7 protein-coding genes and 3 pseudogenes are annotated in these 13,485 nt (G+C 66.9%); 1 reads left to right on the forward strand and 9 read right to left on the reverse strand.

The features are described 5' to 3' along the window. The first annotated feature begins 122 nt into the window (after nucleotides 1–122). Nucleotides 123–5,582, forward strand: a complete 5,460-nt coding sequence (locus GQ466_RS16835; RefSeq protein ID WP_161103756.1) for a DUF3320 domain-containing protein — start codon at nucleotides 123–125, stop codon at nucleotides 5,580–5,582. A gap of 61 nt (nucleotides 5,583–5,643) precedes the next feature. Here the strand turns inward: GQ466_RS16835 and GQ466_RS16840 are convergent, their stop codons facing one another. From GQ466_RS16840 to GQ466_RS33155, 9 genes and pseudogenes are all read right to left on the reverse strand, one after another. Then, nucleotides 5,644–6,102, reverse strand: a complete 459-nt coding sequence (locus tag GQ466_RS16840) for an MFS transporter (RefSeq protein ID WP_161103757.1) — start codon at nucleotides 6,100–6,102, stop codon at nucleotides 5,644–5,646. 573 nt (nucleotides 6,103–6,675) lie between these two features. After that, nucleotides 6,676–8,481: a prolyl oligopeptidase family serine peptidase gene (locus GQ466_RS32820; RefSeq protein ID WP_161103759.1), complete on the reverse strand. Its 1,806-nt coding sequence runs from the start codon at nucleotides 8,479–8,481 to the stop codon at nucleotides 6,676–6,678. Nucleotides 8,482–8,498: 17 nt separating this feature from the next. Beyond that, nucleotides 8,499–9,107, reverse strand: a complete 609-nt coding sequence (locus GQ466_RS32825) for a LuxR C-terminal-related transcriptional regulator (RefSeq protein WP_161103760.1) — start codon at nucleotides 9,105–9,107, stop codon at nucleotides 8,499–8,501. After that, nucleotides 9,077–9,355 (reverse strand): hypothetical protein, encoded by a 279-nt coding sequence (locus tag GQ466_RS16860; RefSeq protein ID WP_161103761.1) that lies wholly within the window; start codon nucleotides 9,353–9,355, stop codon nucleotides 9,077–9,079. Before GQ466_RS16860 ends, GQ466_RS32825 begins: the two co-directional genes overlap by 31 nt. Before the next feature lie 255 nt (nucleotides 9,356–9,610). Beyond that, complete coding sequence (locus tag GQ466_RS16865) at nucleotides 9,611–10,315, reverse strand: TetR/AcrR family transcriptional regulator (RefSeq protein ID WP_161103762.1); 705 nt, start codon at nucleotides 10,313–10,315, stop codon at nucleotides 9,611–9,613. Nucleotides 10,316–10,725: 410 nt separating this feature from the next. Continuing rightward, nucleotides 10,726–10,803 (reverse strand): annotated as a pseudogene (locus GQ466_RS33145) (hypothetical protein); the annotation flags it as partial. A 176-nt stretch (nucleotides 10,804–10,979) separates the two neighbouring features. Beyond that, nucleotides 10,980–11,207: pseudogene (locus tag GQ466_RS33150) on the reverse strand (prolipoprotein diacylglyceryl transferase family protein); the annotation flags it as partial. Between the two features lie 92 nt (nucleotides 11,208–11,299). Continuing rightward, a complete protein-coding gene (locus GQ466_RS16875) occupies nucleotides 11,300–12,337 on the reverse strand; it encodes an amidohydrolase family protein (RefSeq protein ID WP_161103763.1) in 1,038 nt (345 codons plus the stop codon). 60 nt (nucleotides 12,338–12,397) lie between these two features. Then, nucleotides 12,398–13,191: pseudogene (locus GQ466_RS33155) on the reverse strand (Tn3 family transposase). Nucleotides 13,192–13,485 lie beyond the last annotated feature (294 nt).

Genomic DNA, 13,485 nt, shown 5'->3' on the forward strand with positions numbered 1-13,485 from the left:
GCCTTGCTGTCCGCAACCGGCCCGTCGGCGTACGGATCAACGTGTCAGAATCCTTCCGGCTGCTGGCTGAGACCTCTTTGTGCGGTCCTGCCGGAGGGGGATGGTTGATGGAGGGCTCAGTGATGGACGAGCAATCGCGCGCCCTGCTACGGAACGTACTGGGCAAGTGGCGCGACGACTTGATCGATCTCACCGGCCGGAACCGGCTGCTGAACTTTCGGCCCACCCGCACGGCCACCCTGGACATCCGGTCCCCGCAGGCCGGCCCGCTGCTCGTCGATCTCGACTCCGGTCTTCGGTTCGCAGAGTTGCCCGAGGGCGACGAGGACAACGAGAACGACGGCGACGAGAGGCCGACCACGCCTGCGGACGAAAGCGGCATCGTCACGCAGAAGACCGCCAAGGCGTCGCTCGACGCGGCACTTCGCAAGCTCTACCGGGACTCCAACCAGGTGTTCAACGACACCGGCCTGTGGACACTCCAGCTCGGCGTCGCTTTTCTCAAGTGGCGCGAAGCAGGCGCGGAGAACTTCAACCTGGCTCCGCTCCTGCTCGTCCCGGTGCGACTCGACCGCCTCGGCCCCGACCTGTTCAGGCTGATCACCGAGCAGAGCGAGGACGTCTTTCCCAACCCCGCGCTGGCCGTCAAGATGGAGCAGCTCGGCATCGACTGGCCCGACCCCGACAGCATGAAAGATCTTTCCGGTGCGCTCTCCGCCGTCCGGACCTCCGTCGCCGGCCATCCAGATTGGGAGGTCAACGAAGACGTCGTGCTAGCGACGTTTCGGTCCTACAAAGAAGCGATGTACCGAGATCTGCTCGACCACGAAGATCAGATCTTGGCCCATCCCATCGTGCAGGCCATCGGGCTCGGGGAATCCGCACAGCTGCCCGACGACGCCCTGTTTTTCGACCCCGTCGACATCGACAAGATCGACGAGGCCCGACCCCCTGAGCTGACGCCACTCGTCCTGGACGCCGACTCGTCACAGCGCCAGTGCGTCGCCGCCGCCCTGGATGGGCGCTCGTTCATCATGGACGGCCCACCCGGTACCGGCAAGAGTCAGACCATCGCCAACATGATCGCGGCTCTTATGCACAATGGCCGCAGCATCCTGTTCGTCAGCGAGAAGGCCGCCGCGTTGGACGTGGTCCGCAACCGCCTGGACAAGGTGGGGCTCGGGCCGTTCGTGCTGGCGCTGCATAGCCACCACGCCAGCCGCAAGGAGGTCGCGAAGACGCTGGGAGAGGCGCTCTCGCAGCGTCCAAAACCCGTCCGCGCCGGGACGGACGAGGACCGGCGACGCCTCGTGCGCACGCGACAGGAGCTATCGGCGTACGCGGCGGCGATGAACGAGACACGGCCACCACTCGGCCTCACCCTCCATGATGTGATCGGACGGCTGAGCGCGCTGACCGATGTCCCGCCTCTGCCGACCGCGTTGCCGGACGACCTGACCGCCGACGGGCTACGGGACATCCGCGACGCCGCCGAGAGGCTGGGCGACTCGTGGCGCCCCGTAGTCGAGGGTCACGACTTCGCCTGGCGGGATCTCAAAAGAAGCGGGCAGCCGCAGCAGCGCCTTCAGCTGCTGCTGGAACGCGCCGACTCACTCCAGCGCCGCCTTGGTGCGCACGCCGACCTCGCCATGCCGCTTGGCCTGACGGATTTCGATGCCACCGAGCGACTACTGGCCCTGCTCGACTCCACGGCCGACCGTCCCGAAGTCCCGGTGGCCTGGCTCACCGTGCCCGATTTCACGGTGCTGCGGGCTGAGGTCATCGAGTTCATCGAGTGCGTCGGCGACCTCCGGGCCGCGATCGGCGCCGCGGCCGACGAGGTCGGTGCCGGGTGGGACGATCTGCCCGCCGGGCTCTCGGCCACGCCGACCGCCGCCGAGAACTCGCTCGCTGAACTGCCGGTCGAGGGACTCGACCTGCCCGCCCTCACAGAGCAGCAGCTTCGCGGCCTCGCCGTTCACTTCCATGAGATGGCGCTGCTGCTGCGTGGCGTCCAGGCTCCCCTGGCGGACATCGCCGCCATCTACGGCATGTCCGTACCCGAAACCGTCGAGCAGGCACTCGGTCTGTGCAGGCTGGCCGATTTCGCACGGGAGCAGGCCCGCCCCGAGGCGGCGTGGCTGACCCATGACGGCAGGATCGCCGCGGCGCGCGCCGCCGCCGAACTCGAACACCACGTCATGGCCCTCAAACAGGCCAGGGCCGCAGCCGACCAGGTGTTCACCGAGAGAATCCTCAGCTTTGCGGAGTTCCCGGCCATCGTCCGCCGGTTCGGCGAGACCCATGGAATCGCCAGATTGTCCGGCTCCCACCGCAGCGACAGGCGTCTCCTTGCTGGAATGACCGTCGCCGGTGTGTGGAGCAAGGAGGTTTCCGCACGATTGCCGCAGGCAATGGCCTGGTACGAGGCCTCGATAGCGCTGCGTGACGCGTCCGCCCGGAGCAGTCGGCTGCTCGGACGTTACTGGCAGGGCGAACGCACCGACTTCCAGCTCGTCCGCGGGCTGCTGGACAACGCAGATGAGATCTGCCGCCTCACCGGCATGCTGCGCGTGCCGACCGCCCTCGCCGACCAGGTCGGGGCGGACGGTCGGCCCGACACCGAGATCTGCGCCGCCGCCGACCAGATCCGCGAGCGGCTCGACCAGTGGCGGCGGACGCTCGTTCCCAGCCCCCGGCCGGGTGGACGGCCGCGGCTGGCGCACGGAACCCTGACCGACGCCGCCGCATGGTACGAGACTCATCTTCGCCCGCTGGCCGACGCCGCGGATCTCGTCGCCGCCGTGCAACCCGTGCTTGCGGCCACGGCGCCGCTCACCCTTGAGGAGGCGCGCCGCGTAATCGAACACATCGAGGAAGTTCGCGCCGGCCGGAAAGCCTTTCTCACCCAGGAGATGGACGACAAGCAGCTGATCGGCACGATCTACTCCGGGCTGGAAACGGACACGTCCGCCCTCACCAGCGCGCTCGAATGGGTCGCCGGCGTCCGGTCGTCGGATGAGCCCATGCCCGAGCGGGCCGCCCGCGCACTTCTCGCGGCCCGTCCCGACGAGGAACTGCGCACGGCGTGGACCGGCTTCCGGGCCGCCGTCACCGACTTCATCCAACTTTTCGATATCGCCCGGCACGCAGACCTGCACACACACCTCACCGGCGCCACCGCCGCTTTCGATGAGCTCACCGGACGACTCACCGCGGATCGATCCGGCCCGGACGAGTGGCGTTCCTTCCGCGACGCCGAAGAGACCTTGCGCGGGTACGGGCTCGAGGGGCTGATCAGCCGCGCCGCCGAGAAAGAGCTGGACGGGACACTGTTTCCACAGGCCGCCGAGCGGGCCGTCCTCGAAGCCTGGACCGAACAGGTAATGGCCACCGACACGCGACTCACCCCCGTCCGGGCGATCGAGCGCGACAAACTCGTCGAGCTGTTCCGCGATCTGGACCGGATTCTCGTCGACAACGCTCACGCTCAGGTGATCGACGCGTGCAACGCGCGCCGGCCCCGGCCGAACCTCGGGCAGGCAGCAGTCATCCAGCGAGAGGCTGAGAAGAAGAGCCGGCACATGCCCGTGCGGACACTGCTCGACAAGACCTCGGCCATCGTTCCGCTGGTGAAGCCCTGCTTTATGATGAGCCCGTTGACGGTCAGCCAGTTCCTGCCGCCCGGGTATCGCTTTGACGTCGTCATCTTCGACGAGGCGTCACAGGTGCTTCCGCAGGATGCCATCAATTGCGTCTACCGCGGTGCGTCGCTCATCGTGGCGGGTGACCAGAAGCAGCTGCCGCCGACCGACTTCTTCGCCCAGACCGACGACTCGGACGATGATGAGTACGACGAGGACATCCCCGACTCTTTCGATTCGCTCCTCGACATGTGCAAGGGAAGCGGTCTCATTCGCAGCCTGCCGCTGACCTGGCACTACCGCAGCCGCCACGAAACACTCATCGCCTTCAGCAACCGCCGATTCTACGGCAACGGCCTGGTGACCTTCCCCGGTGCGTTCGAGTCCGGCAACGACGTGGGGGTCACCTTCACCAAGGTGCAGGGTGTCTACGAACGCGGCCGCAGCCGCAAGAACCCGATCGAGGCGGACGCCGTCGCCGAACGCGTCCTGCACCACTACCGGACGCGCCCCAACCTGAGCCTCGGTGTGGTGGCGATGTCGGACGCGCAGGCGCACGCCATCGAGGACGCCGTGGAACGGGTCCGTGCCGATCATCCCGAAGTCGAACGGTTCTTCGCCGAAGACCGGCTCAATGGATTTTTCGTCAAGAACTTGGAGACCGTCCAAGGCGATGAGCGCGACGTCGTCATCATCTCCGTCGGGTATGGGCCCGGGCCCGACGGACGGCTCACCATGGCATTCGGTCCGCTGAACCGGGAAAACGGCTGGCGGCGACTCAACGTCGCCGTGACGCGCGCCCGTCACCGCGTCGAAGTGATCTCGTCCATCTCCGGCGCCGATATCCGCGAGAGCACCAACAAAAGTCGCGACCACTTCAAGAAGTACCTCGACTACGCCGAACACGGCCCCGCCGTTCTTGAGCACAGGCCGCTCGCCGATGATGCGGCCCCTGAGAGTCCGTTCGAGGAGTCCGTGCTCGATGTCCTGACGGACTGGGGGTATGACGTTCAGCCGCAGGTCGGCGTAGGCGGCTACAGGATTGACATGGCGGTGCGCCACCCGGCCATGCCGGGCCGGTTCGCCTTGGGCATCGAGTGCGACGGCGCCATGTATCACTCGTCCAAGGCCGCTAGGGATCGCGACCGCCTGCGCGAGGAGGTGCTTCACGGTCTTGGCTGGAGGCTTCATCGCATCTGGGGCACCGACTGGTACCGCAACCGTCCTGAAGCGGAGATTCGGCTACGCGAAGCCGTCGAGGAGGCCATCGCGCTGACGCCGGAGGAAGCCGAACCTGGCGGCGAGCAAGATTCGATCGTGGTCGTTGCCGAACCGCCGCAGTCGGCACCGCCCCGGTTCACCATGGAATCCATCGACGCTCAGCAGGGGCGTGATTGGGCGGCGCGCTACCGGCGGGCGCGTCTCGACGGGCACTTCTGTTACTACGAGATACACGTGCCTGAATCACGCGCCCTGCTCCAGCAAATCTTCCGCGAGGTCCTCGAAGTCGAGGCACCAATTCAACGCGACGTTCTGTATCGGAGGACGGCAACGGTCTGGGGCGTCGACCGGCTCGGCTCGCGGATTCGCTCCAATCTTGATGCAGCACTCGGCAGCCTGCTGAAAAAAGACACCAAGGTCGAGCAGAACGGTGAGACCGTCACATTGCGAGGACGTCGGGTCGTTCCCCGGGAGCCCGGCGATAACGTTCATCGCAAAATTGCCGAGGTACCGGCAGTGGAACGGCAGCTCGCACTTCTTGAGTTCATCCGCGAATCCCCGGGCATGGCTGAAAATGAATTGACCGCACACACTGCCCGCTTTTTCGGCTGGACCCGCCGCGGTCCCGACATCGCGCGCGCATTCAACGGAGACCTCCGGAAGCTTCAGGATGAAGGCGTGATCAACGGCCTATCGGAACGCATCGTTCTGTGTTGACCGACCCCATGCCCAAAAAGTTATAACGCGAGATGTCACCAGCTCATCGAGGACGAGACACTTAAACTTCGATGGCAACATCGTCACATCCGGCACCAGCCTCAGCGCTCCGTACTTGCGCCCGCCAACTCAGCGCGTGGTTCAGCGCATATCCAGCCACCATGTTCCAGCTATTGACGCGCACGAGGACTTCCGGCGCAAGGTTCTTCTGCAGAATCGTCGTCCAGAGCACGTAATACACCGCCTGCAGAACCCCTGGGAGAAGCGCCGCAGCGGCGATCGCAAGCCACGGAGCCCCGCTTCCCATCAGCAACATAGGAGCTGCGACGAACGCCGGCAGCAGCGCTGCCGTCAGCAGAGTTCGAGATGGTCGCCATCGCGCTCCGATCGGCGAGCCCACGATGGCACCGAGGGGGTCGCACCGCTGATGATCTCCATGACCATACGCCGTGTAGAGAGCTCCCGCGATCTTCGTGTAACAGACCAGGGCGCCTGTCACGGCCGTGCGCTGCGAGGTCATGCCTCAGAGTCAGGGGTGTGTCCTGAACTCATGCCATCCCTCGCGCATGTCTTGCAACGGATTGGAGTCGGCGCGCCTCGGTCGTGATGTGGCGAGTCGGCTGAGCAACGAAGCGCTCGCTCCGCACAAGATTCCTCGGTCAGCGGCCGCCCAGGCAGGGCCGAGTTCGGTGGCCGCCGTTCCAGCAACGGCCGCCGCATGCAGCCAGGGCACACAGTAAGCAAAGTGACCCGACGCGGAGAGGGTCACAGCACCAATACACGTCCAGACCAGAGCCGCGAGCGTTTCAGCCGCCAGGAGAACGCGATGCCTTGGGAATCGATCGCCGACCACACCACCGAGAAGAATTAGCAAGGCGGGGCAGGTATTGCACGCAAGGACGAGTGCCAGCTTGCGGGGGCCATACCCCAAACCCATGACGTCCCAGGTGAGGGCCAGTTGACCGAACCCAGTGCTCGCACTGGAGATAACGCGAGAGGCGAGCAAAGGGGCAAACCCCGGCCACGTGAGACCCAGCCACGGAAGAGACATAGAAAATGGCCCCAACAATCATTCGATCAGCGGGCGGCGCACCTAGCAACGAACATGCGAACTGATGAAGTCGGCTATTTCGCCATAGGCTCGTATCTTGTTGGCGCGGTCGCTGAAGCCGTGACCTTCGTCCGGGTAGAGGTCATAGCGAACGTCGACGCCGCTGTCACGAAGACGCGTGACGAGCTGCTCGGCCTCGTCCTGCGGCACACGGGGATCGAGAGCGCCCTGGATGACGTACAAAGGAGCAGTGATCGCTTCTGCGTAATTCAGGGGTGAGCGTTGGGCGAGTTTTTCAGCGTCGGCCTCCGGGTTTCCGAGGACGTTGTCGACGAACGTTCTCCAGGTCGGCGGACAGGCTCGCGCGAGGGTCACCAGGTTGGTCGGTCCGCAGATCGAGACCCCGGCCGCGAACTCATGCGGCAACCGGGAAAGGCACGAGAGCGCCGCGAACCCCCCGTACGAGCCGCCCATCACAGCGATCCGCTCGGCATCCACGTCCGTGGTGGACCGTAGATGACGGACCGCGTGGTCGAGGTCGGCCAGGTCGACGCCGCCCCAGTCCCGGTAGATCAGCTTTTGATGAGTGAGCCCGTACCCGGTGGACCCGGCGATGTTGGGCGCGAAGACGGCGATGCCCTGGTGAAGGAGGTATTGGTAGAGCCCCGCGTAGGAGTAGCAAGGCCGTTCCTGCGCTTCGGGTCCGCCGTGGATCGACAACAGCACCGGCCACGGACCCGGGGATAGCGGCCGGTAGAACCATGCGTGCACCTGGCGCCCGTCCGCACTGGGATAGAAGACCGAGGCGGGCGCGACGGGTTCGACGACATGCAGCGCCGCGGGACGGGAGTCGGTGAGATACCGCAACGCCCCATCCAACTCCGGCACGGCGATCTCGGCCGGACGGGTCGCGGCGTCGACCTGGACGACGGCCCGCCGGCCATCGGGCGTCAATTCGGCCGCGGTCACGACACCGGCAGGAAGTGGCGGAAGGTTCGAATCCGTTCCGTTCCGCCGCGCATGGAGCACCGAGCATCCGTCCTCGTTGACCGACCACAACAGCACGTCTCCTGCGGTCGTGACGAATTCGACGTCCCGATCGTGCACGGCCACCGGCGCCACCGTGCGGTCACGCAACGAGTACAGGCCGGCGGCCTTGAAATCGCTCCACAGATCGGTGATCAGATAGAAGCCAGAGGAGTCCGGCAGCCAGGGACCGGGACCGAAGAATCGCTGCCCGTACTGGGCGGTCACGCAAACGGGCGCCGAGCCGGGCGTGGAGCCGGAGTCGGTGAGATCGACCAGATGAGCGGCGACATCGCTGTTGGATCGGCGTCCGCTGACGAGCAGCCACCGGCCATCGGGCGAGATACTCGCCGGCTCGAACACCACCCCGGCAGGCGGGACGATACGGCGTTCACTGCCGTCCACGAGGTCACGGACCAGGACGTCCTGTGCGGTCTTGTCGCGATCGTTGGCCGCATAGACCAGGTACCGGCCGAGCGCGTCGAACGGCGCGGCGGCCAGCACCCGCTGGCAGTCCGGACCAGAACTGATCTCTGTCGGGACTTCGTCATCGAGGCCGATGCGGTAAATGCGGTACTGCTCGTCGCCCTCACGGTCGGCGCTGAAGGCCAGGGACTTGCCGTCCGGTGCCCATGCGATCTCCCGTACCGCCCGATCGCCGAGATCCGTCAGACGGCGCGGAGGCCCGCCGTCGACCGGCACGACCCACAGATCGAAGGAGCCGTCGGCGTTGCTGGAATAGGCCACCGTCTCCCCGTCCGGCGACAGCGCCAGGACCGGTTGGAAGCTCTCCCGAGGGACGAAATCCACATACTCGGTCACAGTCCGGCCTTCCAGAATCAGTCGAGCCAGCCGCGCCGAACAGCCGCAACCCCTGCGGCGAAGCGCGTCTCTGCACCCAGCTCGTCGCGTATGGCGCCGATATGCCGCCTGACGGTCGTCACTCCCAAACCGACCCGGCGTGCGATGTTCTCGTCACTCGCCCCTTGCGCGAGCAGGCCGAGGATCTGGGTTTGGACGGGGGTCAGCGGCACCTGCTTCGACGCGGCCCACACGGGAATCGCGCGCTCCCACAGCAACTCGAAATACTCGCGCAGCGCACCGACCACGACCGACGACCGGATCAGCAGAGCACCCGACAGCCCAGTCGGAGTGAGGGGGAGCAAGGCGATCGCCTCATCGGCCAGCTTCATCTTCATGCCGATCTTGGGGAGGATGCGAGCCTCATCCCCCGCCTGCGCGTGGATCTCCATGATCTTCGCGCCGACCGGAACTTCCATGCACGACGCTTGGTAGATCGACCTTGAGCGGACCTGGCCGCGAAACGAGGGAGGCGGCGGCATCGCCGCCAACTCATCCAACGGCCGCTCCATGACGAAGTTCTCAAGGGTCAGCCAGTGCCGGCTGGCCGCGCCGATCAACGCACACGAAATATCCCCGATCTCCACCGGTCGCTGAGGACGCGGACCAGACGACCGAGCGGCCCGGCTTCCGCGAGACCGGACGAGGGCGGCTGCACGTGGGCCATGCCGGCACCTCTCAAAGCCTCCACCTGCCCAACGCCGCCGAGCAGATCAGCCGCCTCCTCCGGGGAACAGCCGCCGTGCTGCAACAAACGGACATACGGGCCGAGCAACTCGTCCGACACGATGCCCTTCAACAGCCTGTTCGCCGCCTGCTCGACCGCATCGCTCACACGCCGACCTCCGAACGCATACGGTAGTCATTCACTCGCCGAACGTTATCGAGTCCACGTCGAGTCCGTCCCGCGTCTTGATGCAGCAGGCGCTGTACCGTCATCGATCTGCGCGACGCCAACAAGATCGACGACTCGTCCCTGAGCTACATCCAGTCCTACTTCGACGACCAGGAAGTACAGCTCAGGCACACCAAGAAGCCCTCCGGCCTCCAGCCGCCGGACTGACGAGCAGGCGCCGGGTCACAACAGCCCTTATCCGGCCCGGACGATGCGGTCGAGCCATTCGTCCAGGAGGGCGCGTTCACCTGCGGTCAGCACGGTGGCCTTCGGAAGGGCCGCGCTGAGCGCGATCGCGGCTCCCTGCGGTCCCGGCGTCGCGGGAGCCGGTGCGTCGGTGGTGATCGCTGCGATGACGGCGTCGCGGGCCATGTCCGACACGGTGAGGTCGCGCTGGTGTTCGGGCATGGACATCAACGAGAACGCCGCGCCGGTGCCGACGGCGTGGACAAGCCGTGCGGCGTGTTCCTCACTCACATGCAACCGGCCCGCCTCGGCGATGCGGTGGATGAAGGACGTGAGGAAAGCGAGGGCGGCCGCGGCCGCCGGAGGCGTGGCGCCGGGCCGGGGCTCGCCGTACATGAGGCTGTACAGTGCCGGGTTGTCCAGGGCGAACGCGATGTTCAGCGACCATCCGGCCCGCAGGTCCTCGACCGGATCGCCGCTGGGACGCAGCCCTTCCTTGCTCTCCAGATGCCGGGCGAAGCCGTGGGCGGCCACCGCGTCGAGAAGCCCCTGCTTGTCGCCGAAGATCCGGTAGATGGCCGGGGCCTGAACGCCGGCCGCGGCGCTGACCGCCCGGGTGGACACCGCCTCGCGGCCGCCCTGCTGAAGCAGCCGTGCCGCCGCGGCGATGATCCGATCCCGGTTCCGCTCACCAGCGGAGCGATCATTCTCCATGTTAACGATGATAACAAAGAATGGTTAATGCTTTCACAGGGCCGGTTGTCGCCGACTATGGCAGGGGGTCAGGGCCGAAACGCGGAACGGGACCCGGGCGGTTTCAGGCCCCTCCGGTGCGCGGCTCCGGACGCGAGTGTTCGCGGGCGGGGGGCTCGGCCGAGGGCTCACGGGCGGCGGTCGCGACGGCGAGAGGACTGGGGGCGTGTTCCCTCCCGCGATGAGGAAGACCACGAGCGAGGTCGAGTCGTTCAGCCGCAGGCCGAGGACATGGGGGGCCTCGTCGACGCGGATGTATTCGGTACAGAAGCGGCCCGCGGTGTAGGCGGCGGCGTATAGGGCGAGGCGCGACCTCGGTCGAGGTGGTAGCGGCGGTCGGCCCACAGGACCACGCCGGCCACGATCAGGCATCACAGTGACTCATAAAGGAACACCGGGTGGTAGGTCGACTGTCCGGGGATCGTGCCGGGGCGGCTGGGATCGATCTGGAGTGCCCACGGGAGCGTGGTCGGGGCGCCGAAGAGCTCCTGGTTGAACCAGTTTCCCTACCGGCCGATGGCCTGGCCGAGCGCGATCCCGGGCGCCGCCGCGTCGGCGAAGGAGGAAAGGCGATGCCGTGGCGGCGGCAGCCGATCCAGGCGCCGAGCGCGCCGCCGACGACGGCTCCCCAGATGCCGATCCCGCCATCCCGCACAGGCAGGGCGTGCAGGCTGTCGCGTCCGGGACCGAAGCAGAGGCCGCTGCTGGTGGCGACGTGACAGATCCGGGCGCCCGCGATCCCGAAGGGGACGACCCAGAACGCGATATCGACGACGGCCTTCGGGGCGCCTCCGTGCGCCGCCCACCGGCGGCCGGTCAGCCGCACCCCCGCCACGACCCCGAGCGTCACCATCAAGGCGTAGCCGCGCAGCGGCAGCGGCCCCAGATGGAGCAGAACCGCCCGGGCGGGAGAATCGCCCGGGCGGGGGGTCGTGCGGCGCGTGTTCAGCCGGTCGGGCGCTTGGCGCGAGCGGTGAGGCGCTCCCAGTTGCGGTGTCCGATGTCGGCTTTCTGCTCCTCGGTGAACGGTGAGTTCTCCAGGAAGGAGCGGGCTTCGCCGTTGCTGGTGTCGACGTAGGGGAAGCCGCCGGGGCGGAACCCGTAGGTGAAGGGGTAGTCGGTGGAGTACAGCATCCGGTCGGTGCTCATCACCTCCGCGGTCCAGCGCAGGTAGCGAGGGCTGTTGGTGCCGCTGCCCGCGACCCAGAAGTTCTGCGTGAAGTAGTCCGCCAACGGTTGCCGGAGCCCGCCCGCCTCGCCGAAGAAGCCGGTGTGGTCGAGGTAGAACAACACCACCTCCCCCCAGTGCCCGGCGATGACCTGCAGGTCGGGGAACCGATCGAAGACACCGGAGAAGATCATGCGCAGGTACTGGACGCCGAGGTCGTAGTACCAGCCGAGCCCGGCTCCGGCCAGCACGGGCCCCATGGGCTCGGGAAGGTCGGAATAGTAGGCGTCGATGACCGGCTGGACCGGCGTCTGCGGGTGGAAGTGCAGCGGCACGGCCAGCCGTTCGGCGGTCGCGTACAGCTCGTCGTTGTCCGGGTGGTCGGCCGGCTTCGCACCCGTCCGCCCGTACAGCATCGCCCCCGGGAAGCCCAGCTCGCACACGGCGCGCTCCAGCTCGGCCGCGGCCGCGGCCGGCGACTGGGTCGGGATCGCGGCGAAGGCCTGGAACCGGTCGGGACGGCCGGCGACGATCGCCGCGAGCTGGTCGTTGGCGTCCCGGGCCACCGCGATGGCATCAGCCTCGGGCAGGTCCTGCACCCCCGGGGAGGACAAGGACAGGACGGCGACGTCGATGCCCTGGTCGTCCATGTGGGCCAGCCGCTGCTCACCCACCTCGCGCAGGTTCTCGGCGACCGGCCCGTCCCCGAAACCGCGCGCCGGGACCTGCGGCGACCCCGCTCGCTGATATGCCTCGTACACCGCCGGCACGACGACCGTTTCCTCAACCCCGATGATCCGCAAGCGATCGGACATGACGCCCCCCATCTTGTTTCCAATGGAACTAACACTATGTTATCAACGATATTTCCACTGTCAACGTGATTCGGTTTCCATCGATAACACACATTGGGTCCCCATCACGAAAGAGCGCGGGCTCTCGCCGCTGCCGATGCGCTGACGCTGTCGATGACGGCGCTCAGGCCACACCGTCGGTCGGTTCTTCGGCATGGCGGCCAGGCCGAAGGCCGGCAGCGACTCGGCCTGGGTGTCGGTGTGGACGACCTCGCCGGTGATCGTGGTGGCCTTGTGGTCCAGCAGCCCTTCGAACAGGTGGACCGCCTCCCACACCTCGCGCGGGATGAACCTGGTGAACAGGGCGATGTAGGAGTCGGCGACGTGCCGGTACACGATGCCGCCGTAGCCGCCGTACCGCACCGAGGTCTCCGCGAGGAGGTGTCGATCTGGGAGCCGTCAGCGCGGACCTTGAAGCCGTCGCCCCAAATGTGGGCGACGTCCAGGCACATGTACTTGTCGACGATCTCGCCGGACACCTTCACCAGGGAGGTGGCGGTGATGTGCTTGCGGCCCGGTGCGGAGATCTCGTGCGCCGACAGCGCGCCGCGCAGGTGCCGGGCCGTCTGGTGCGGGCCGATGTTCGTGCCGTAGGTGAACGTCACCACCGCATACCGGCCGAGCGCGTCGGTGATCTTAACGGCAGGCACGACAACAGCACCGGGGTCGTGCGCCGCACCCAGGGCCTTCCGGTTCCCATAGTCGAGATAGTTGGCCCCCGTGTCCACCGCGGACCTGCTACTCACAGTGACTGCCGCCCCGGCCACAGGAGCGGGCACAGAGATCGTGCGTCCGGCGGGTCGAAGCCGGATCATCCGAGGTTCCCCGTCTCATTCGTGGTCGTCCGGAGCCGTTCGCGAACGTCCAGCGGATCACGCTTCCCCACGTCAGGGGCTAGGGCGGACGTCGGCGAACCACGACCCTCAGAATTGGAAAGCGTGTTGGGGCAACCCCTCACGAGGTCGAGTCTCGTATCCTCCGCACAGCCTGACCAGGCAAAACACCGAGGCCGGTACCCCACGGTCGTCGGTCCGTCTCGGCCGGTTCGGCGTCCCTGTCACAGTCCGGTGCCGATCGCCTCTTCCGTCCTCCACGGCCTTCCTGACGGC

Source organism: Actinomadura rayongensis, from assembly GCF_009831215.1.
GTDB lineage: Bacteria > Actinomycetota > Actinomycetes > Streptosporangiales > Streptosporangiaceae > Spirillospora > Spirillospora rayongensis.

What these genes read in the sequence shown, in the direction of transcription:
- GQ466_RS16835 (WP_161103756.1), top strand. Translation starts at nt 123, where the DNA reads ATGGACGAGCAATCGCGCGCCCTGCTACGGAACGTACTGGGCAAGTGG.
- GQ466_RS16875 (WP_161103763.1), bottom strand. Translation starts at nt 12,337, where the DNA reads ATGTCCGATCGCTTGCGGATCATCGGGGTTGAGGAAACGGTCGTCGTG.
- GQ466_RS16865 (WP_161103762.1), bottom strand. Translation starts at nt 10,315, where the DNA reads ATGGAGAATGATCGCTCCGCTGGTGAGCGGAACCGGGATCGGATCATC.
- GQ466_RS16840 (WP_161103757.1), bottom strand. Translation starts at nt 6,102, where the DNA reads ATGACCTCGCAGCGCACGGCCGTGACAGGCGCCCTGGTCTGTTACACG.